General features: G+C 66.8%; 19 protein-coding genes. 5 read left to right on the plus strand and 14 right to left on the minus strand.

The window, feature by feature from the left end; genetic code table 11:
* Positions 1-158 precede the first annotated feature (158 nt).
* The 7 genes from xerC to J5X86_RS02235 form a co-directional block, all read right to left on the minus strand.
* Positions 159-1,385: a tyrosine recombinase XerC gene (gene xerC, locus J5X86_RS02205; RefSeq protein WP_208515115.1), complete on the minus strand. Its 1,227-nt coding sequence runs from the start codon at positions 1,383-1,385 to the stop codon at positions 159-161.
* Positions 1,385-1,573, minus strand: coding sequence for a helix-turn-helix domain-containing protein (locus J5X86_RS02210; protein ID WP_374229212.1), 189 nt, complete (start codon positions 1,571-1,573; stop codon positions 1,385-1,387). Before J5X86_RS02210 ends, xerC begins: the two co-directional genes overlap by 1 nt.
* On the minus strand, positions 1,564-3,024 hold the full coding sequence (locus J5X86_RS02215; RefSeq protein ID WP_208515635.1) for a replication initiator: 1,461 nt from the start codon (positions 3,022-3,024) through the stop codon (positions 1,564-1,566). The genes J5X86_RS02210 and J5X86_RS02215 overlap by 10 nt, the downstream gene beginning before the upstream one ends.
* 126 nt (positions 3,025-3,150) lie before the next feature.
* Positions 3,151-3,828 (minus strand): DUF2637 domain-containing protein, encoded by a 678-nt coding sequence (locus tag J5X86_RS02220; protein ID WP_208515116.1) that lies wholly within the window; start codon positions 3,826-3,828, stop codon positions 3,151-3,153.
* Positions 3,829-3,882: 54 nt separating this feature from the next.
* Positions 3,883-5,274: an FtsK/SpoIIIE domain-containing protein gene (locus J5X86_RS02225; RefSeq protein WP_208515117.1), complete on the minus strand. Its 1,392-nt coding sequence runs from the start codon at positions 5,272-5,274 to the stop codon at positions 3,883-3,885.
* On the minus strand, positions 5,271-5,441 hold the full coding sequence (locus tag J5X86_RS02230) for a hypothetical protein (protein WP_243979203.1): 171 nt from the start codon (positions 5,439-5,441) through the stop codon (positions 5,271-5,273). The genes J5X86_RS02225 and J5X86_RS02230 overlap by 4 nt, the downstream gene beginning before the upstream one ends.
* 29 nt (positions 5,442-5,470) lie before the next feature.
* Positions 5,471-5,809 (minus strand): hypothetical protein, encoded by a 339-nt coding sequence (locus tag J5X86_RS02235; RefSeq protein WP_208515119.1) that lies wholly within the window; start codon positions 5,807-5,809, stop codon positions 5,471-5,473.
* Between the two features lie 143 nt (positions 5,810-5,952).
* Between J5X86_RS02235 and J5X86_RS02240 the strand changes: the two genes are divergently transcribed.
* The gene (locus tag J5X86_RS02240; RefSeq protein ID WP_208515120.1) at positions 5,953-6,393 is read left to right on the plus strand and encodes a GntR family transcriptional regulator; all 441 of its coding nucleotides are present in this window, start codon (positions 5,953-5,955) and stop codon (positions 6,391-6,393) included.
* Between the two features lie 1,320 nt (positions 6,394-7,713).
* Here the strand turns inward: J5X86_RS02240 and J5X86_RS02245 are convergent.
* Complete coding sequence (locus J5X86_RS02245; protein WP_208515121.1) at positions 7,714-8,175, minus strand: ATP-binding protein; 462 nt, start codon at positions 8,173-8,175, stop codon at positions 7,714-7,716.
* 135 nt (positions 8,176-8,310) lie between these two features.
* Between J5X86_RS02245 and J5X86_RS02250 the strand changes: the two genes are divergently transcribed.
* Positions 8,311-9,858, plus strand: coding sequence for a hypothetical protein (locus tag J5X86_RS02250; RefSeq protein ID WP_208515122.1), 1,548 nt, complete (start codon positions 8,311-8,313; stop codon positions 9,856-9,858).
* Positions 9,858-10,742 carry a bifunctional diaminohydroxyphosphoribosylaminopyrimidine deaminase/5-amino-6-(5-phosphoribosylamino)uracil reductase RibD gene (gene ribD / locus J5X86_RS02255; protein WP_208515123.1) on the plus strand — a complete coding sequence of 295 codons (885 nt, stop codon included), beginning with the start codon at positions 9,858-9,860 and terminating at the stop codon, positions 10,740-10,742. The genes J5X86_RS02250 and ribD overlap by 1 nt, the downstream gene beginning before the upstream one ends.
* 261 nt (positions 10,743-11,003) lie before the next feature.
* On the opposite strand, the gene J5X86_RS02260 is transcribed toward ribD, so the two are convergent.
* A complete protein-coding gene (locus J5X86_RS02260; RefSeq protein WP_208515124.1) occupies positions 11,004-13,964 on the minus strand; it encodes a tetratricopeptide repeat protein in 2,961 nt (986 codons plus the stop codon).
* Between the two features lie 536 nt (positions 13,965-14,500).
* Here J5X86_RS02260 and J5X86_RS02265 point away from each other — a divergent pair.
* On the plus strand, positions 14,501-15,055 hold the full coding sequence (locus J5X86_RS02265; protein WP_208515125.1) for a hypothetical protein: 555 nt from the start codon (positions 14,501-14,503) through the stop codon (positions 15,053-15,055).
* 828 nt (positions 15,056-15,883) lie between these two features.
* On the opposite strand, the gene J5X86_RS02270 is transcribed toward J5X86_RS02265, so the two are convergent.
* The 4 genes from J5X86_RS02270 to map all read right to left on the minus strand — a co-directional run bounded on the left by J5X86_RS02270 (position 15,884) and on the right by map (position 18,420).
* Positions 15,884-16,444 carry a GNAT family N-acetyltransferase gene (locus J5X86_RS02270; protein ID WP_208515126.1) on the minus strand — a complete coding sequence of 187 codons (561 nt, stop codon included), beginning with the start codon at positions 16,442-16,444 and terminating at the stop codon, positions 15,884-15,886.
* A gap of 57 nt (positions 16,445-16,501) precedes the next feature.
* On the minus strand, positions 16,502-16,975 hold the full coding sequence (locus J5X86_RS02275; protein ID WP_208515127.1) for a hypothetical protein: 474 nt from the start codon (positions 16,973-16,975) through the stop codon (positions 16,502-16,504).
* 273 nt (positions 16,976-17,248) lie between these two features.
* A complete protein-coding gene (locus J5X86_RS02280; protein ID WP_208515128.1) occupies positions 17,249-17,641 on the minus strand; it encodes a hypothetical protein in 393 nt (130 codons plus the stop codon).
* A complete protein-coding gene (gene map, locus J5X86_RS02285; RefSeq protein WP_208515129.1) occupies positions 17,638-18,420 on the minus strand; it encodes a type I methionyl aminopeptidase in 783 nt (260 codons plus the stop codon). The genes J5X86_RS02280 and map overlap by 4 nt, the downstream gene beginning before the upstream one ends.
* Before the next feature lie 82 nt (positions 18,421-18,502).
* Between map and J5X86_RS02290 the strand changes: the two genes are divergently transcribed.
* Positions 18,503-18,805, plus strand: a complete 303-nt coding sequence (locus J5X86_RS02290; RefSeq protein ID WP_208515130.1) for a helix-turn-helix domain-containing protein — start codon at positions 18,503-18,505, stop codon at positions 18,803-18,805.
* Between the two features lie 39 nt (positions 18,806-18,844).
* Here the strand turns inward: J5X86_RS02290 and J5X86_RS02295 are convergent, their stop codons facing one another.
* A complete protein-coding gene (locus J5X86_RS02295; protein WP_208515131.1) occupies positions 18,845-20,569 on the minus strand; it encodes an FAD-dependent oxidoreductase in 1,725 nt (574 codons plus the stop codon).
* Between the last annotated feature and the right edge of the window lie 19 nt (positions 20,570-20,588).

Consider the following 20,588-nt stretch of genomic DNA (forward strand, 5'->3'; position numbering starts at 1 on the left):
ACTCGATGTGCATACGCAAGGCGTTGTGCTAATTCTGCCTTATAATCGAAGGCGTGTGGAGGTTGGTGTTTGCTGGTCAGTGGCCTCGCGGGCCTTTCGCCCCGCGAGTCAATGCGTGACGCACGACACATGATGCAGTGTTATGGCGCACGGGCTCTTCACGTCTCGCGTAGTGCGTTGCCGACGCGATCGAAGGCGGACCGCTGCGAGTCCAGCCGGACGAAGGTGTAGATGTCCATCGTCACGCGGATCGAACTGTGCCCGAGCACTTCCATGATCATCCGAGCGTCGGCCCCCTGCTCGTGGAGTAGGGACGCGCAGGTATGCCGGAGATCATGAAACCTGACACGCCGGACCCCTGCCTTGTCGCACAGCAGGGTGAAGGCGCGGTTCAGGTTGCGCGGTTCGATGGGCGTTCCGTTCTTCGTGGTAAAGACGAGATCACTGCCGTCGTCTTTCCACTTGTCTCCGGCCGCAAGCCGGTCTCCGTGCTGCTGGGCACGGCGAGCCCGGAGCGCCGTCACGCACTCGGCAGGCAGGGCCACCCGCCGGGCCGACCGCTGGGTCTTCGGGGCCGCGATCAGCAGTTCCCCGCCAACGCGCTGGAGCGTCTGGCGGACGGTGACCGTGCCGCCCGTAAGATCCACGTCCTTCCACCGGAGGCCGAGGACTTCGCCGCGACGCAGGCCGATCCGTACGGCCAACTCGTACGCCGCCCAGAGCCGGTTGCCGCGCGCCGCCGCCAGGAGCTGACGCCCTTCCTTCACGGTCAGCGGCTCTATCTCTCGCTTGGTGCCCATGCTCAGCTCTACGTTCTTGGCCACGTTGCGCGGCAACTCGTCCTCGCGTACCGCGTGCTCCAGAGCGGCCCGCAGCAGCACCAGGAGGAACCGCACGGTCCGATCGGAGGGGTACGACTCGCAGCACTTGCCCAGCGCGCAGCAGCGGCGTTTCCGCTCCGGCCGTGCCTTGTCCTTCCCCTGAGCGCAGCACTGGCAGGTACGCGCCGTTGTGGCGAGGAAGGCCCGGATGTCGCGTGCGGTGAGCCGGGCCAGCTTCTTCTTCCCGAGACCCGGAGCGAGGTAGATCCGAACGAGCGTTTCGTAGGCCGCGTACGTGGACGGACGCACCTTGATTCGGGCGACGTTGGTCAGCCAGTACGTCAGGAAGTCGCCCAGGCTCAGCTTGCTCGTGACGACGGGAATCCCGCTCTGCGAGTCCGCCTTGAGCCGGGTCAGCTTGTCGTGCACCTCATCCCAGCTCTTGCCGTAGACGAAGCGCCGTTTGTACGTCCCGTCTGGCGTGAGGACGTACGCGGCTCCGTGCCAACGGCCGTCCTTGCGCTGGACGATCGTGCCCTCTCCGTTGACGTTCCTCCCGGCCATCAGGCGGCCTCTCCTTCGGTCTGACGGGTGATGTAGTCGTGCACTGCGGATTCGGTGATGCGTCGGCAGCGGCCGATGGTCAGGGAGGCCAGCTCCCGCGAGCGGATGAGGTTGTAGACCGTCCAGCGGCTCACCTGGAGACGAGCCGCGACCTGGTCCACGTTGAGCAGTCCCGGAGTCACAGCCACGGGTCTCCCTCTGTCTTGCGGCGGTTGGCGTGGTCGCGTGCTTGGGCGATGTCGTGGCGTACCTGGGCGGCGAGGAGTTCTTCGCCGGGGCTGTAGCCGGAGGCCAGGTATTGCCAGTGGGAGACGACGAGGGTGGTCGCGTCGTCCAGCTCGGCCTGGTCGTCTGCGGTGCGTGCTTGTTCGGTGCGCCAGGTGCGGCGGATGTTGCGCAGCGCGCTGAGGGTGGTGGAGTAGCGGCGGGATTTGCTGGAGAAGTGGCCTCGGAAGCCGAGCATGTGGGCCCACTTCCAGAGCTTGAGTTCGGCGAACTCGGGGAGGTGGCCGAGGTTCCAGGCGGTGCGGATCATCTGGCGGACGTGGCTGTGCACGGGCAGGTCCGCGATGGGTTCGGACTGGCCGGTGCCCTCGCACGGGCCGCACAGGTCCCGGAAGCCGTCGGGGCCGCGCTGGTAGCCGCGTCCGGTGCAGTGGGGGCAGCGCAGGGAGCGGTCTACCGTGCCGGAGTCCTCAGCGCTCTTGGTGGCGTACTTCGCGACGTAGGCCGCCACCTTCTGATCCGTCAGTTCACCGTCTCCCAGAGCTGTGATCTCGCGGATGTCGAGCTGATCGCCCCAGGTGAGTCGGCGTTCGCCGATGGCGTTGGAGGTGACCGTGAGCACGGCGCGTTCGGCCGCCTCGGTGACCGCGTGGGTGAGGGCTTCGGCAGTGGCCCACTGGGGCGGGGGCTCGTTGCTGCCCTCGGGGCCGTCGAGGCGGATCACGGCGTGGAAGTGGACCAGGCCGCGCCGCTGGTACTCGGCGACCTTGGCGAAGGAGACCCGCAGCGCCGCATTCAGAGCCTTCTGCGTCATGCCGAGGTGCGCGGCCAGCTCACGGCGCAGGTAGGTGGTGAAGCGTGCCCACAGGGCTCCCGCGTGGGCGTTCCAGAGCACGGCGCCGGTGTAGTCGTAGGTGGCCGGGGACAGCGGCGTGCCCAAGGCGGGGTCGTCGGCGGGGTGGCGGGTGCCGCAGCGGCAGGCCAGGTTCTCGCCCGCGTCGGTGGTGCGGCGGTTGTGGACCGGCCCGAACGACGGAGCGGTCAGCGTGACGAACAGGCGCGGGTGCGTGCGCACGGTCTCCGGCACGTTCTTGCCGCCGGAGAGCCCGGCCTTGATCAGGTGGTAGGTGTCGGCCGCGTACAGGCGCGAGCAGGACGGGCAGCGGGAGGACCGGCGATTGCCGCAGGCGGTCAGCAGCCGCCCAGTGGGCTCGTCGGCAGTGCTGTACGAGCGGACAACGGTGTCCGTGGCCGTGTCGCGGGTCTCGGTGGAGCCGACGAGCTGAACCGGCCGGGTGCAACCGCGGATTCGGTTGATCTGGTCGTGGACGCGGTCGAAGTCGGGGTAGTGGGCGAGGTGGATGAGGTCCCGCAGGGCCAGGCTCGCCACGTGGCGCAGGTCCAGAGGGGCTATCACGGGTGAGATGTCCTTTCGAGGAAGAGGAGCCCCGGGCAGCACTCGGCGGGTGCTGCTCGGGGCATGACGAATCCGGCCCGGTCGGGGCGGGGTTTCTGGATTGCCGGGACGGCCGGCACGGGGTCAGAGCTGGGCGTGTGCGGCGGTGGCCAGCGGCAGCGCGACGCCGAGGCGGGCCCGGAGCTGCGCCGGGCTGATGGGCTCGCCGTGCTCGGCCCGGTAGGTGGTGGCGATGGTGCGCGCCGCGTTCAGCAGCGGCACCGGCACCGTGACCGCCAGGGAAGTCTCCGGCTTCGGCGTGGCCAGGGGCGGGACCGACTCGGCGGTCGGAGCGGGCTCCGGCGCGGGGGCCGGTGCGTCAGGCGCGGCCGGGGCGGGTGCCGGGGTCTGGGTGGTGTGGGCGACGGTATGGAAGTGGCGCAGGAGTTGCGGGCCGACGGCTCCCCAGCCCAGGAGGAGGAGCGGGGCGACCGCGTCCACGGCCGCCCGGCCGTAGTGCCCGGCAACGATCGGTTCAGCGACGTTGAGAGCCAGGGTCAGCAGCCCGGACAAGTGCATCAGCCGAGTGGCGCCCTTGATCTGCTCGGCCGGGACGCCGCGCAGGGACAGATACCGCAGGGCCACCAGGAGGCCGACGACGGACAGGTCCACCATCGGCGCGATCAGCGGTGCCACGGGGGCGGGGACGCCGAGGCGCAGGGCCAGGGCCCAGACGTTGCCGAAGGAGAAGACGAAGGCCAGGGCCGCGATGATGCCCATGACCACGGTCACGGTGCGCTGAGTGATCCGGTCCTCAGACATAGAGGATTCACCTCCTTCCAGGTCTCGTGACGAGCGGGTCGGGGAGGGAACGGGTCAGGCCGCCTCCCGCTTGGTGAGCGGGTCGTCCACGCGCATCGCGGAGGCCGCCAGTTCTTCCAGCAGTTCGGCGGGGTCGCGGGTCAGGTGCGCTGTGTCGGTGGCGATGCGGGCCGCGTCCGCGTCGGCCACGTAGGGCGTGCGGATGCGGGCGAAGCCGGGCCGCCCCTGGTGAGCCATTGCGGCCACCCCGACATAGGCGGGGTCCTGGAGCGCGGTGGGGCTGGCGTCCGGCCAGTTGCGGATGTCCTCCCCGAGCGCGACGACGGCTGCTTCGGCGGTCTTCTGGGCGAAGGACAGGCCGACCGGGCATACGTCGCGGATGAAGGTGGGGATGGCGTCCCCGGTTGCCTTCTGCGTCGCGATGATCAGCAGGATGCCGACGTTGCGGCCCTTCTTCACCAGGTCCTCCACCAGCCGCGCGTTCTCAGCGGCCAGCGCGGCGAGCTTCTTCGTCCGCGTGTCCGACCCCTTGTAGTCGCGGAAGTAGGTGTGCGCTTCGTCCACGATGAGCACGGTGAGCGGCCAGGTGGCTGAGGGCCCGACGTGCCACATGTTCTTCACGCCCAGCAGGGCACGGATGGACGCCGACCGGTCCCGCCGCAGCTTCACCAGCCGCGTGAACAGCGCGTTCGCCTCTTCGAGATCGTCACCGACGAATGCGAAGATCCGCTCGGTCAGATCGGCGTAGTCGCCTTCATGGGACGAGGTCACCTTGCCGTCCGCCACCGCGTACTGCACCGCATCGGACGGCGCCGTATCGCAGATGAACCTGTTGACCAGGGACGTCTTGCCGAAGCCGGGCAGCCCGGCCACGGTGACCCCGGGCACGTTGGCCAGGCTCACGCTCACCGGCAGCGCGTACTCGTCCAGACCCAGATCCCACACCGCCAGATCCTCCGGCACAGCCCCAGACGGCGTGTGCTCGGTGGGAACGATCAGCGGATCAACCCGCACCCCACGGATCACCAGCTGCCCCGGCTTGTCCGGCAGGACCGAAACCCGGGTACACCGCCAGGCGTCGGCCAGATACGGGGCGGCCCGCTGGAACTCCGCCAGCCCCACCTTCGGCAGGCACACCGCGTGCACCAGCACCCCGTACCGGTCGGCGGCCACCCTGATCTTCGGGATCAGGACCCGGGGCTTGGGCACCTTCCCGTCCGGGGCCACGATCACGGCCGGAGGGGTCTTGTCGGTCACCGACAGTCCCACCATCGGGGCCAGCCGACGCCAGCGCCGCCGTACGCCGATGGCCTGCCGCATACTCGCCCGCGTCATCTTGTCGGCACGCACATAGCGCACCAGCCACCACAGGGCCCATATGCCGATCAGGGCCAGGGCCGCCCCGGCAACAGCCGGGGCAGACCCGAACACCTCCTGCACAGTCACAGCACGTCCTTGTTCGTGTAGAGGAATCGGTACAGGGATATCCGCAGTTCCAGCAGGTCACGGCCGGATGCGAGCTTGGGGTAACCGTGCGACTCGATCACCTTGGCCACGTCGAAGAGCAGGCCGTTCGTGAACCGCGAGTCGTCATCCCCGCTCTCAGGTGCCACCGGATAGACCGGCTCAGGGGCAGCGGCCGTCACTTGACCAGCTCCAGCGACGCCGCCCGGTAGGCCACGCCATCGGACAACTGGCCGTTGAAGAGCCGCGCCCACGGAGTGGCGAACAGCTCCGCCACCCGCACCGGCATCCCCGGCTGGAGACCGCCCGGCAGGCCGCTCTCGGGAACGGTGATCTTCATCTGCTCGGCGCGGCCCTCTTCCATGAGGAAGACGGTCAGGGTGTGCAGGGTCTCCCCGGTGTCCCGGTCAGTGGCGACCTCCCCCGTGTTGGGGTCCTTGATCTTCGGCACCGGGAGGGTGCCAGCGATGAACTGAGTGGAGGGCAGCAGCCCCACACGAATACGGGTCATAGCCATGGTTGAACTCCCTTTCGTGGCCGACTGCTTGTGCGATCGGGCCACCACTATGACCTAGCCAGGCTAGCTAGGTCAAGCGAGCTAGCTATGAGAGTTCAGGGGTCTGGGTGTGTTAGGTGAGCTAACCCGGCTACCCTTGGACTATGACGCCGTCGACGCACGACGCCCGCCCGCCGTATCAGCAGGCAGCCGAGGCCATCCGGAGCGAGATCAAGGCGGGCAAGCTCAAGCCGGGGGAACAGCTCCCCTCGCATCGGGAGCTGCAAGAGCGGTTCGGCATTGCCAACATGACCGCCCGCAGCGCTCTTCGTGTGCTTCGAGAAGAGGGCTTGATCTACACAGTGCAGGGGCGCGGCAGCTACGTAGCCGACGTGATCGGCCCCGGTGGCGAGCTGATCGAGGCCAAGCGCTACACGCCTCCCCAGACGACGGCCGGAACGGTCGAGGCCCCGGCGAGCACAGAACCCACCGGGACCATCACCGAAGCCCTCCTAGAGGTCCGGGACCAGCTCCGCACCTTGAACGCGGAGGTCCAGACCCTCAAGCGGGAAGTCGCCGAACTGAAGGCGCAGCAGCACCCGTAGCCCGCCCTTCCTGGATCTCCATCACCTCCGCACGAATGTCCTCCAGCTCACCGCGCAGGCGCTCAGTCATGGCCGCGATCTCGGCCAGCAGCGCCCGCTCCTGCTCGGTCAGCACCAGTTCCCCCTTGTCGTCTGCGCGTTGGTCGCGCGCACCCCGCATTGCGATCCTCCGGCGATCTTCTGGTGAGCTGTTCAGAGTTTCCTTACTGGATCAAGGCGGCCCGCTTGCGCGGGCCGCGCGCGCTGGCGGCCCGTGGCCGCCGCCCGCTCCTGTCTACCGCCCCGCTCAGCGGCGCCCCCGGACCACTCAGCGCGCCACCCCACACCAGCAGCCCACCGACCGCAGTCAGCACTCGGAACAGCTCCCACGGAGCGCCTGACGATCGCTGCGAACCCGCCGACGCAGCGGCACGGCCAGGACCACGGGCCCGACCTGCCAGCCGTCGAGGGACGGCTACGCAGAGCGGTTTACATGACTGGCCATCTGCCGACTGCGGCCATCGTCGTTGTGCGCGTAGCAACGGCCAGCGGGGAGGGGAGGGGTGCCCGGCCGGGGGCATGTCGGTCGTCGGCCCCGGCTCGATACGGCCGGCCGCCGTACTGTCGCCGTCACGGATGCGGGTGCGTGAGCAGACCGAACTGCCCGGTCCTGGCGGGCGGGGAGCAGCTGCTGCCGCGCGGTGGCTCAGGCCGTCGTGGTCGCTCCGCGTCGGTTTCCGTATCGCGGTGGCTGACCAGCGTGTCGTAAACGCTCTGACGGTCGCCACCACCGAGCCCACCGGCTCGCATCTGCCTCGCACTCGTCACCATCCCTTTCCTGCGTCTGAACTCATCTGGGGACGGGCAGAGTCGAAGCGAGCACGACAACCGCCCCGGTACCATCGGCACCGGGGTCCTGATCATGGACTCTCCGCCGGACCACCCCGCGCCTGCCAGGGTTTGAGGGGTGGTCCGGCTTCAGGTCTGAAGTTGTTGAGGGCGGGGGCCGCCGGTCCCTCCACGACTGCGACCCCCGCCCAGCCTTGAGGGGCTACGCGTCAGGCGTCGCCGTTCGGCCTCGCGCAGCCGTCGCGGAAGAGCCCGCGTTCGCCATGGACGCGCGGAAGAAGCTCGTGATGATCATCCGGAATCCGGTGTGGCCCGTCTGGTTCGCGTGACGCAGGCACCACACTTCCGGCTGCTTGGCCTCTTCAGTCGCCCCGGATGAGTCGTCACACGTCGTGCATTCGGCCTCCAAGATCGGAGGACTCCCGGTGACGTCTGTGCTCAGGGTCCACAGGGTCCAATCGCCCTGCCGTATTACGGAGTTTCCGGCGGTCGTCACGACTGCCCCTCTCTACGCTCTCCACTGGCCAGTGAGGCCCGTTCGTCGGCAGGAAGTGCGAGGACCGCCCAGACCGCCTTGCCCACCGCTGGCCGTGGGGTGACGCCCCACTGATCGGCGAGCGTTTCCACCAGGACCAGCCCTCGGCCGCGTACCGCTTCGGGGGTCGGAGTCCTCAGCTTGGGCAACTGGTCGGCCGCGTCGTGAACCTCGATCCGCACCTTGTCGCCCTGGTGCAGATAGTGCGTCTCGATCTGGCGTCCCGGCACCCGCGCATGTCGCACGGCGTTCGTTATCAGTTCAGACAGCACCAACAGCGCGACCTCTTCAACCGCGACCAGCCCCCAACCAGCCAGAGCCTTGCGCAAGTCGGCTCGGGCCAGGGCGACACAACGGGGGTGGCGGGTCCAACGCCTCACCACCACGCGTCCATCCGGGCCTGTCAGCTCTGGCTTCATGGCCACAAGCGTGCAGGTGAGACGCCCTCATCGGGACAGCCAACGGGGTACTCCAGGAGGCGAAATGGGGTACCCCAATCCATGGCGCGATCTACGCTGGACTGGACGCACGTCCCTACACCTCGTGAGCGGCCCATGAGTGAACGTGAAGCCAGGCGCAGCGGATACCCCCTCACTATCCCGGACCGCTTGCTCCTGAGCGAGGACATGAAACGGGCATGCAGGCGAAGGGACTTCGGCGAGATCTTCCGTCTCGTCAACAGACGAGCCCCAGCGAGCTACGCGGCGATCGCCGCCGCCGTCACCAAGATGACCAGCGCGCGTGTCGGCGACGTCATCCGAGGTGATCGGGGCATTCGCAGCGTCGCCGTCATGGAACGCATCGCTGATGGACTGGGCATTCCCGGCCACATGCTCGACCTGCCCGAACGGCCCTGGGAGGGTACCCCGTCACCGGCCGCCGCTGCCCAGAACCAGGCTTACGCTCGCAGTAGCCCAGACGGCCCGAACGAACCCCCGCCCTTACCCACAACGGGGGCGATTCCTGGTCTGCCGATTGTGCACGTGGACCCTTCGAATTCGGCGGACGCGGATGCGCTACCCGAAATCGTTTTGGTTTCGGTGTACGTCGATGGAAGAGAGCAGATCGTGCCGATAAATCGCCGAGCCCTTCTCGGGCACGCAATTGGTGTCGCCCTGCAAGGAAGCGGACCCCTCCGTGCCGTCAACGCTTCCGCCGAGATCGTGAGCCCCCAGCCCACCAGACCACACCGACTCCCCGCCGGACGCGGCGAAGCAGCCATCGGGCACTTCCGCGACATGTGGCACACCCTGGTCAGGGCAGACAACCTCTTCGGCCCGCGTCACGCACTCGCGGGAGTCCATCAGCAGCTCGACATGTTGCAAGGTCTGCTGGAGGACAGCCGGGGTGAGCACCGGCAGGAGCTGTTGAAGCTCTCGGCCCAGTACGCCGAGTCCGCCGCATGGCTTCACGAGGACTCCATGGACGTGCCCAGCGCGGAGACCTGGACGAGCCGAGCCATGGAGTGGGCCATGGAAGCCGGAGATGAAGCCATGCTCTCGTGGACCCTCTTCCGGCGCAGCCAGCTCGCGGCCGGGAAGAAGAACGCAGGCCAGGCGATCGGACTCGCCCAGGCCGTACAGCGCCACGAACGAGCGCTCTCCCGACCGATGAAGGCGGCCGCCATCCAGCAGGAGGCGCAGGGACTTGCGCTCGACGGAGACGAGATCGCCTGTCATCGGAAACTGGACGAGGCCCATGAGTTCGCCGCCACCGCCGAATCCTCCGGTGACGCCCGGTCCGGGCACGGGGATTTCTGTACGCCCAGCTATATCGAAATCCAGCGCGCGAATTGCTGGCTCAACCTGTCCCGGCCGGACCGGGCGGTCTCCACCTTCCAGACCGCATTGACCGAACTCCCGGACGTCTATCAGCGCGACCGGGGATTCGCCCAGGCGCGGCTCGCCATGGCCTACGTCGGAATCCAGGAGTACGAGCAAGCCGCCGCCGAGGCCGCAGCCGTACTCGACATGGCCCGCGGCTCCGGTTCCGGCCGCACTCTTCAGGAGGCAGTCACGGCGGTCAACGCTCTCGCGGCGGCGAGTAATGTTCCTGCCGTGCGGGATCTACTCGACGCAGTCAAGGAGAATGCGGGGTTCTGATGGCCACGCCGAACGAACTGACGGCCATGCGGCGAGCAATCGCCATCTCTGCCCAGGGCCTCGGGACGACGAGCCCCAACCCGCCCGTCGGGTGCGTGATCCTCGACCGCGACGGCGTTCCGGTCGGCGAGGGCTACCACCTCCGCAAGGGAGAACACCACGCCGAGGTGAACGCGCTCACCGCAGCGGGGGAGCGGGCCGAGGGCGGCACGGCAGTGGTGACCCTGGAGCCCTGCAACCACCACGGCCGGACCCCGCCGTGCCGACAGGCCCTGATCGACGCGAAGGTGTCCCGCGTCCTGATGGCCGTCATGGACCCCACCTCGCGCGGAGAGGGCGGCGCGGCGGTGCTGGAACAGGCCGGCGTTGAGGTTGAGCGTGGCGTCCTGGAGCAGGAAGCGCTGCTCGTCCTCGGCCCATGGCTGCACTCACTGCGCACGGGAAGGCCGCACATCACCTGGGCGTATACCCTCGGCGCCGACGAGGACGACGACCAGGCCGTGAGGGAGCTCCGCTGCACGCACGATCTGGTAATTCGACAGAACGGGGCGATTGAGGAAGGCGTACCGGACGGCCATGGTAAAGACGCCTTCCGCATCCCTCTTCTCCCGCTCAGTGACGAGGCCGAGAAGGCACTGCACGCCTTGGCTGAGGCAGGCGCGCGGACGGTGCTGATCGAAGGTAGCTCCAACAAGGCGGCACGGTTGCTCGCGGAATTCGTGGATCGCATGATCATCGACGTGTCTGCTACTCCGCCGTCCTCTTCACCAGCTGCAGCTAGCAGGCTCGGAGTCATAGTCCAAGCTGGGTTCCAACTAGTCGACGTGTCGTCCTTCGGCCGGTATGCGCGCCTGACAGCGAAGCGAGCCGACCCAAAGCATTAACCACCGCCGCGGAGATACGCCCCCCCCGAGCAGAACACCAAGCTCTTGGCAGGCTTGGGAGGAGACTTGAGTTTCTGGATCAGCCGGGCCTGACGGTCGGTCAAAAGATACTTAACTGCGGCAACGGATGGGAGGCGAAGTGTAGCTGGACCTTCCCCGAGGAACCCGGTTCGCAGCCTGATCGGGAACAATGGTGGGTTGGATGCCGCTTATGAACCCCTTGAGCCGCGCCACAACTGGTGCTGATGCGGCAAGGCCCCATTACTGGCATCCCCTGAGGGTATTTTCTAGCCGACGGGCAAGAGGTGCGAGGTGCTCTCCAGCCAAAGGTACTAATTGATGCAAAGTGCTCATAACTGTAAGCAGTTCAATGATCTGTCCATGCGTTGGGCCGCTATTCGTGAAGGCGTCCAGATAGTGTTCTGCTTTCTCCCAATCCGATATTAAGCAACGGGAAAGAAATAGATTACCCAGATTGCTGACCACTGCTGGGGTCGACTCGCCGGAATGAGGGGAGCAAATCTCTGTAACGCGCGCAAGATGAATTCTGTAATTCGGGTTCTGGGTGGCATATAATGCAACTGCTTTCTCGTAGTGAGTCCAACCGTCGTTTGGGTTGAGCTCGATGGCATGGTTTAGGTCGACCAGGGCTTCATCGTACTTTCCTAAAACGCGGTATGTCACGCCACGATTGGTGATGGCAAAGGAGCCTTCGGGGTTGAGTTCGATAGCGCGGTTGAAGTCGGCCAGGGCCTCCTCGTATCGACCTGCAAGGCGACGGGCGCAGCCCCGGTTGGCGATAGCCCACACGTAGGATGGGTCGAGTTCGATGGCGCGGGTGAAGTCGGTTATGGCCTCCTCGTGTCGACCCAAGGACTCATAAGTCCGACCGCGGTTGGCGATGATCCAGTCGCTGCTTGGGTTGATTTCGATGGCGCGGGTGAAGTCGGTTAGAGCCTCCTCGTGCCGACCCAAGGACTCGTAAGTCTGACCGCGGCTGGCGATAGCCCATGCGAACTCAGGGTTGATTTCGATGGCGCGGGTGAAGTCGGTTAGAGCCTCCTCGTGTCGGCCTGCAAGGCGATAAGTCTCGCCGCGGCTGGCGATGTACCAGGCGAACTCGGGGTCGAGTTCGATGGCGCGGGTGAGGTCGGTTAGGGCTTCCTCGTGCCGTTCCAAGGAGCGGTACGTCTGACCGCGGTTGGCGATGGCCCACGCGTAGGCGGGGTCGAGTTCGATGGCGCGGTTGAAGTCGGTTAGGGCCTCCTCGTGCCGTTCCAAGGAGCGGTACGTCTGACCGCGGCTCTCGAAGGCCAACGCGTAGGCGGGGTCGAGTTCGATGGCGCGGTTGAAGTCGGTTAGGGCCTCCTCGTGCCTTTCCAAAGAGCGGTAAGCCTCGCCGCGGCCACGGAAGGCTCGGCCTCTCGGCTCGAATTCCAGCGCCCTGGTGTAGTCAGCCAAAGCTTGTTCGTAGTCGTCGGCCTGGCGGTGCTCCCATCCGCGGAGTATGTAGGCAAGACACTTCCCCGACGTGTCAAGTCCGCCGCGGGACAGAAGCAGTGTGAGCGTGGCGATGCCGGGGTGAGAACCCTCCAAGGCGGTCAGGAGCCCCCGCCCCCAATTGCGCACAGAGGAGGCGTCAGCGTCCTGACCAGCCTGGATGAGTGTTTGGACCCATCGCCGCAGGGTGGTGATGTCGTGATCGTGGGCGTCGAGCAGCTCACGCAGGGCCTGGGGGAGCGCGGTACGGTGATCCGCGCACACTTGGTGGTAGGTCTCCTGTAGCCGGTAGCTGCGCCACCGCTCGTCTTCCCACCAGCCGTCGGCTGGAGCGGTGCCGTCTTCCAACTGGGCCCGCCGTTGCTGGAAGGCGTCTGCCAAACGGGTGTGTTGTTCCTTCCAGCGCAGGGGGGATTGCTGGCGTTGTAGGCGAAGCATCGCAGAACGTACGACGTCGTGGTAACGGCTACGGCCTGCGCGGTCGATGACGAAGGGCATTGATCGAAGCCAACTGAACTGTTCCCTGGCCTCCTCATCGTCCACTAGCGCGCGGTATACGTCCTCGTCAAGCTCCTGTGGGAGAGCGCAGGCCAAGGCAGCAGCGCGGCGGGCTGGGTTCGTCTCCCACTTGAGGAACCGCTCGACGGCGGTGCCGCTGGGATCCCCCACATCCGCAGCGCTGGAGGGACGTGCTTCGGCAAGGGTCGAGACCAGTACCGGTAGCCGCCCAGACAAGTCGAGAATCACCTCGATGACCTTTTCATCGGTGATGCCTTTGGTGGCGAGGAGTTGGCGTGCCTCCGCATCGGTGAACACTTCCAGTGGAAGATCGGTGACCAGGTCTAGCCAATCACCCCAGTGTCGGACATCCAGCCGAGACTGCCCCGCCAGGACTACCAGTACGTTGGCTGGCAGTTGCCCGTACCGGTCACTGACCAAGATGTCCCGCAGCCACAAGTCCAACAGCGGCCCGGTCCGCTCGTAGGTATCGAAGAACAGAACCACCCAAGATCGGCGTCCCGCTGCCTCGGCCAGACCCTCCAGGAGAATTGGAGTGAGGATCTGCAGCGGAGACAGGACGAGCTGAACGTCCTCGTGACTACGCAACCGGGCACTCACCAGCGCCTTGAACCGGTCAGCACCCGCCGCTACCTGTTGGGGGTCAACTGCACCGGCGAACGCCCCGACCCCGGGGATCAGACCCAAGCCCGCCAGGCCGAGTTGGGAGGCAATCACCTTTGATGGTAATAAACCCTGCTGCTCTAGTCCTTGGCCTGTTTCTGCCGTCGCGCCGGACGCACCGGTCGTGGCCGCGCTGACATCGGCTTCGTGTCGCCGCTGCCTGTAGTTGGCCAGCAGCTTGTCGAGACCTTTGAGTTCCACGTTCTGTTGAGCGAACTGCGAACTGATGGTTTCCATGGTCTCGACGATGTCTGCTGCCGACTCATCCACGTAGGCTGTGATGGCTTGCGCCTCGCGGGCAACTGATTCCAGCTGCCGTACCAGGGTGGACTTACCGACGCCAGCTGGGCCACGGATGTGGAAGAGAAATTGGGTAGCCTCTTCCGGCGACTGCTGCAGAGCATCCTTGAACGCAGTCAGCTCCCCCTGGCGTCCGACTAGCCCGCTCCGACGCCGTCGTCGGATCAGCTCCTGCCGTGAAAGACTCCGCCGCGCCACCTTATAACCCCCATAGACACAAAGGCAGATCGTCTCTGCCATACTCCCGCACGGCGACAGTCCCTGGACAGCCCACGGGGGAGGCCCGCATCGCTCAGATGACCCACAAGCCAACGTGACATCAGCGCTGACATCAACGACGGCCTACGACGCCTGTCACTGGCTCGCTGTGAGCACCAGACTGGACCGCGGCCGAGGCCCGCACCAGCCCCCTGCCCGAACCTACGGATCAAGAGGTTGCAGGTTCGAATCCTGCCGAGCGCGCAGTTCAGAGGCCCCCTTCCAGTTGTGGAAGGGGGCCTCTGGTGTTGCTGTGTGACTGGCTACGGGGGCCGGGGCATGGGCCGAAGGGCTTGTTCAGGTCGTCGTGCCGGTCTGGGCGACCGGCCGGATCCGTGTCCGGGGTCCGTCCAGAGTTGATGTTTTCCCAGCTCAGCGGGCATGGCACCCATCGGCGCAAGCGTTCTGTTATGCGCCGCTGGGTTCCATTAGGCGTCTGTTAGTCGAACGCCAACGCGATCTTCGAAGCTGATTGTCGTCCGGGAGCGAGACAAGACAACGCAGCAATGGGAGACACGATGAGCACCACCACCAACCGCTTCCGCGGCCGTGCCGGCCGCCGCATCGCCGCCACTATCGTCGCCGCCGCGGCGCTGGGCCTGGGGGCCACGGCCTGCGGGCCTGACTCCGATGCGGCGGACTCCGGCGGCTCCTCGGCCTCTTCGACCGCGTCCCCCTCGCAGCAAGCCTCGAGCCAGCCCACGAGCGGCTCCTCCTCGGGCAACTCTGGCTCGCAGGGCCAGGACGGGGGCGGTGCCGCCAACGCGGGTAAGAGCCTCACGATCGTCGGCACGATGGAGTACCTCGCGCCCGGCAAGTTGATCGTCAAGCCCGAGGACGGCGGCACGGACCAGGCGTTCCTGGTCGCCAACGCCACGAGTATCCGCGGCGCGGCTGCGATCTGCACCGCCCCCGACGGCAGCGTGGCCATCGGCGACGACGGCTACGGCACCGCGAAGTGCACCGTGGACGAGCTGGAGAAGGCTGCGAAGACCAACAGCGTGACCGTCCGCGTCACCATGGACCGCAAGTCCGGTGGTGCCGATACGGTCGAGGAGAAGTACCACCCGTAAGCCCTCGCCTTGGGCGTGAACGCCCTTGCCGCGCCCCGGTGTGGCCATCTGCGGCGAAGCAGCTAAGAGGCCCCTTCCAGAGATGGATGGGGCCTCTTGCGTTGCCCAGTGACGGTGGTCGTCCCCTGCGGCACCTGTCGGGCTAATTCCTGCGACGGCGCCGTTGTCCATAGGGGCCGCGGCGATCGTGTGCGCGCCACTCCTCCTCATGGATGTCGCGGTCTTCGTTGCCCGCGGTGCCTCCAGGAGTCGGGATTGTCTCCCCGGCGTCGATCCTGGCCTGCGTTGAGGCGAGTTGGCGGTCGGAGCGCTCGTCGTCCGAATGCTTGCGCTCAGGCAGCGGTCCCGGGGACGGCGGTGTGTGCGCTATTTGCTTGATCTTGTGGCGCTGCGGCTCGGGGGTGGCGTTCCCTGCCTCCGCGCCGTTCTGATGCGATCGTGACGTACTGCTCATGAGCAGGCCCCCGCCTCACTGAAATTCTCTGACAGTGTGTATGGATCATTCTCTGGAAGGGCTGCGAGGAAACGGAGTTCAGCACGTGGGTGCTGCCCATGTGCCTTTCAATCCTGCCGGGGCTAGCAGGGTCTGGGGCGTATTTATTGGCAGCCTTACCCGTCGGACACTTCCTGGCATGCAGAGGGGCTGATGACGGAGCAAAAGAAAGGCCCTCAAGAGCTGAGGAACGCTCTTTCGGGCATGGCTAAAGGACGTCGCTCATGAGGTCGGGACGCGGACCTGGGCGACGTCGCTTGGACGATCTACGGATCAAGAGATGTTTGTGTGTCGGAGCCGGACTGCCGGGTGCTGCGACTCCGCGACTGGGCACTTCAGTTGGGCAGTGGGGCCTCGGCTTGGGCCATCTCGGTAGTGATGGCCCAGCGCTCGTGGTCCCTCCACTCGCCGTTGACGAACTGGAAGGCTGTCGAGTAGCCCTCGCGCTGGAATCCCAGGCGCTTGACGAGGTTCAGCGAGGAGGTGTTGTCAGGCTGGATGTTCGCCTCCAGCCTGTGCAGCGCCAGCTGACCGAAGGCGAGCTGAAGCACGAGCCTCAGTCCTTCGGTCATATAGCCACGGCCGGTGGTGGAGGCGTAGGCGGTATAGCCCACGGTCCCACTCTGGAGGGCGCCCCTGACGATGTTGTTGATGTTGATGCCGCCCACGATCGCGCCAGTGCCGTTCAGACAGATCACGAAGCCTTTGTGGGTGGGCTGCTCGATCCGCTCAAGGTAGCTCTCGAAAGCTTCCGACGTGTGATCGCGGGCGCCCAGCCAGGGGCGATGCATCTCGGCGCTTTCTTGGGCCAGCGCTGTGAGTTCGTCGTAGTCCTGACGGCGGACGCGACGTAAAGCCACTCGCGGCCCTTGCAGGAGGTAACTGGTGATTGCCATCCGGGGATCCTATGCAGCCTGCTCGTGGACCCCGGAGGCGGGAATTACTGCGAGCACTCACTGGTGCTGGACCGGCGGGCAGTAGCCGGTGTCTGCGCCGATACTGTTGATTTCGGCATTGGACCTGGAGTCGTCCGCGTAGTTGATCTGGTCGGTGCAGCTCACGTCGGGCTGCTTGGGGGTGCCGGACGGGGTGCCGCCCTTTTGCGGCTCCGGGCAGTAGCCGGTGTCCGAGCCGATGCTGTTGATCGTGGCGTTGTCCCTGGGGTCGTCTCCGTAGTTGATCTGGTTGGTGCAGCGCATGCCGGGCTTCCTAGGGGTACCCGACGGGGTGCCCTTGGCGGAGTCCTGGTCCGAGCCCTGGCTGGGCTTGGCCGCGGAGGTGGGGGATTGCGTGGCGCTCGCGGAGGGGGATGAGGACGAGGAGTTGGTGTCGCCGTCCTGGCAGGCGGTGAGCCCGAAGGCGGCGATGGTGATCAGCATGGCGGCGGCGGCCTTGCGGGCGTGGCGGACTGTGGTGCGGTGCGACATCTTCATTCCCGTTCGCTCGACGTGGTGTTTCGGCTTCGTGAGAACAAGACTGTCGGGCACCGCTGATGAACTATCGCTGTACGGCTAACGCCCCGCTAACGTCCGAGGCGGACCGTCGTGGTGTCGGGCGGGTGAGGGGGTGACGACCCGCCTGGGCTGCGATGTCGGGCCTGCCTGTCTTCGGGGTGACCATGTGTCTGGCCGTTGATGCTGTGCCGAGGGCTCGGTGGTGGGGCAGCGGCGGAGTGTGCGTGCATGCCGCCACTCGCCGCATCACTCCAGCGGTCCTGCGCCGTCGTGAGCCCAGGGAGTGACGACCACCTGGTCCGGGTCCTCGTAGATGATCTTTCCTGGGTTCGATGATTCGATTCGCTCGCAGGCGACTTCATGCAGGGCGAGGATCTTCAGGTAGCCGTCCACCCGGGCGATCAGTTCCAGGGAGGCGGCTTTGAACCATGCCACGGCTCCTGGATTCAGTGCGGGGTCATAGACCGAGGGATCGACCTCGGAGGGGTTGGCGAAGTTGGCGTTGAACCAGTCGTTGCCCGCTCGCCAGAATCGATGTTCCTCGTCACTCAGTTGGCCGGCCCGTGCGAAGACACCGGGGAAGTGGCCTCGCGGGCTTCGGACGGTCCCCTGGAACCTCACGTATAACGCGTCACTCACGGCCGCATCTGCTTGGGCAAGGTGAGGATTTCGGCTCCGTCGTCGGTGATGGCGATCGTGTGCTCACTGTGCGCCGTCCGGCAGCCTGTCGCGCTGCGGAGGGTCCAGCCATCGGCATCGGTGACGAGCTGGGCGGTGTCCGCCATGACCCACGGCTCCAGTGCCAGCAGCAGCCCAGGGCGCAGTTTGTAACCGCGGCCGGGCCGTCCGGTGTTCGAGACGTGCGGGTCCTGGTGCATCGTTGATCCGATGCCATGACCTCCGAACTCGGTGTTGATCGGGTACCCCGCCTCGCTGAGGACCGTGCCGATGGCATGGGAGATGTCGCCGATGCGAGCCCCGGGCCCGGCGGCGGCGATCCCCGCGGCCAGTGCGCGTTCGGTCGCGTTGATCATGGCGACGCTCTCCGGGGGCTTCGCGTCGCCCACGATGAAGCTGATGGCGGCGTCTGCGGCGACTCCGGCTTTGGAGACGGCGAGGTCGAGTGTCAGCAGGTCGCCGTCGGCAAGCGGGTAGTCGGACGGCCGCCCGTGGAGCACGGCGTCGTTGACGGCCGTGCAGATGTAGTGGCCGAACGGGCCGCGTCCGAAGGACGGCTCGTAGTCGACGTAACAGGACAGCGCCCCTGCCTCGACGATCATGGTCTTGGCCCACCGGTCGATGTCCAGAAGGTTCGTGCCGACCGTGCTACGGCTCTTCAGCGTCTGCAGGATGTCGGCGACCAGAGCGCCTGTGTCCTTTGCTCGGGTCAGTTCGGTGGGGCTCAGGATTTCGATCATGCGGCGTCCTTCTCACGTACTCACGTACTCATGTAACCAATAACTATACCGGGCTTACTATACCGGTATTAGAATCGGGGCCATGGTCAGGTTGCCGCTCACTCCCGCAGAGGTCGAGCGCGGGCAGCGCCTCGGCGCCCTTCTACGTCGGGCCAGGGGGGAGCGCTCGATGCTCGATACCGCGCTGGACGCAGGTGTCTCACCAGAGACCCTTCGGAAGATCGAGTCCGGTCGCGTAGCCACCCCTGCCTTCCCGACCATCGCGGCGATCGCCGATGTCCTCGGCCTTTCGCTCGATGAGGTGTGGGCCGAGATCAACCAGCCTGACGGCGAGGTCGAACCCACGGGGTCAGGTCGCACCGCACGCGAGCGATTGGCCTCCTGAGTCTCGGGCCCCGCAGTGCCGTTGCACCGACCGGCTCTCTCAGTGCGTGCCGACCCAACGCTGGATGGCGGTGTCGAGCTCCTTGAGGACGGCGTCGTCGGACGAAGCGGTGTCGCGTGAGGCGGCCCAGATGACGACGCCGTCCGGACGTACGAACAGGCTGGGCGGCGATGTGTCGGAGGCGGGGTCGGCGACGTAGGCGATCCTGTGCTCCAGCGGGCGCACGGCCTGGGCGAAGCGGCCGTCGGGGGAACGGTCGACGAGGACGAAGCGGCCGTCGTGGGCGTGGTCGGCGAGCCGGTCGCCGGAGGCCAACGCCACATCCCCGGCGATCGATCCGACCGGTGCCGCCGCCTTGTCGGCGATCTCGGCGGCGATCTTGGCGGTGCCCTCGGCGGTGAGGTTGTCGGCGATCTCGGCGGTGATGTCGTCAGCGACCTTGTCGGCGAGGGTGTCGGTGACGTCGTAGTGCTGGGTGATCCCCGACGTCAGCGCGACCACGCGGTTCATCACGCCCGGCACCGTGAACAGTTCCTCGCCGACGACCTTGCGCAGTTGCGCGGTGCGTTCGTCGCCGCGCATCAGGGCGACCTGCGCTCGCGTCCAGTCGAGAACCCACGCCGCGATCGGGTGGCGTTCGCTCTCGTAGGTGTCGAGCAGTCCGGCCGGAGCGTATCCGTGCACGGTCGCGGCGAGCTTCCAGCCGAGGTTGACGGCGTCGCCCAGGCCGAGGTTCAGTCCCTGGCCGCTGAACGGCGAGTGCACGTGCGCGGCATCGCCCGCGAGGAGCACTCGGCCGTGCCGGTAGGACTGGGCCTGCCGGGCATTGTCGGACCAGCGGGTCGCCCGGCCGCGAAGGCCGTTGAGCGTCACGTTGACGCCGGTGACGTCGCGTACGGCCTGCTGCAGTTCCTCGAGCGTGACGGGGGCGTCGCGGTCCTGCGGCTGCGGGCCGAAGCGGGCGACGAGAACGCGCCCGGGAATCGGGCCGTAGGCGTAGATTCCGCGGGGCGTCCAGGTCCAGCCGCGGCTCAGCTCGCTGGGGTCATCGAAGTCGGCGACCGCCTGGTATCCCACCATCTGCGGATCGGTGCCGACGAAGCCGATGCCCAGTTGCCTGCGGATCGCGCTGCGGCCGCCGTCGGCGGCGACGACCCATCCCGCCGACAATTCACCCGCGCTGGTCTCCACCACGACATCGGCGTCGACGTCGTCGTCGTCCGTAAGGTTCGCGTCCGCGCCGCGCACGCCGTGGACCTCGATACCGCGGCGAACCTCTACGCCGAGACGGGCGCAGTGGTCCCCGAGCAGCAGTTCGAGGTCGTGCTGGGGGACGAGGATGCCGTTGGCCGCCGCGGTGTGCCTGGCCAGTACCGGGTCGCCCTGATCGACCAGCTCATTGCGGAACAGCATGCCCGCGAAGTGTCCGGCGACCGGGAAGCGGTGCGCGGCGCGTTCGTGCGAGCCCCGCTCGTGCGAGCCCTCCTCATGCGAGTCCGGCTGGTTCACGAAGGCGTTCTTACGGCCGACGAAGGCGCCGACGGATGCGAGCAGCCGGCGCTGTACGTCCTCCGCGGCCGGGAGCAGCCCGCGCCGGTCGAGGATTTCGGCGCTGGCGACATTGATCGATCCGGCCTTGATCGTCGGGTCGGGCTCCTGGAGCCGCTCCAGAACCGTCACCCGCACGCCCAGGAGGGCCAGTTCGCCGGCGAGGAAGAGGCCCGTGGGACCGGCTCCGACGACGATCACATCGGTGCGCTGCATGGCAAGCTCCTGACCTTTA

The organism is Streptomyces sp. NEAU-YJ-81, assembly GCF_017592595.1.
GTDB lineage: Bacteria > Actinomycetota > Actinomycetes > Streptomycetales > Streptomycetaceae > Streptomyces > Streptomyces hygroscopicus_B.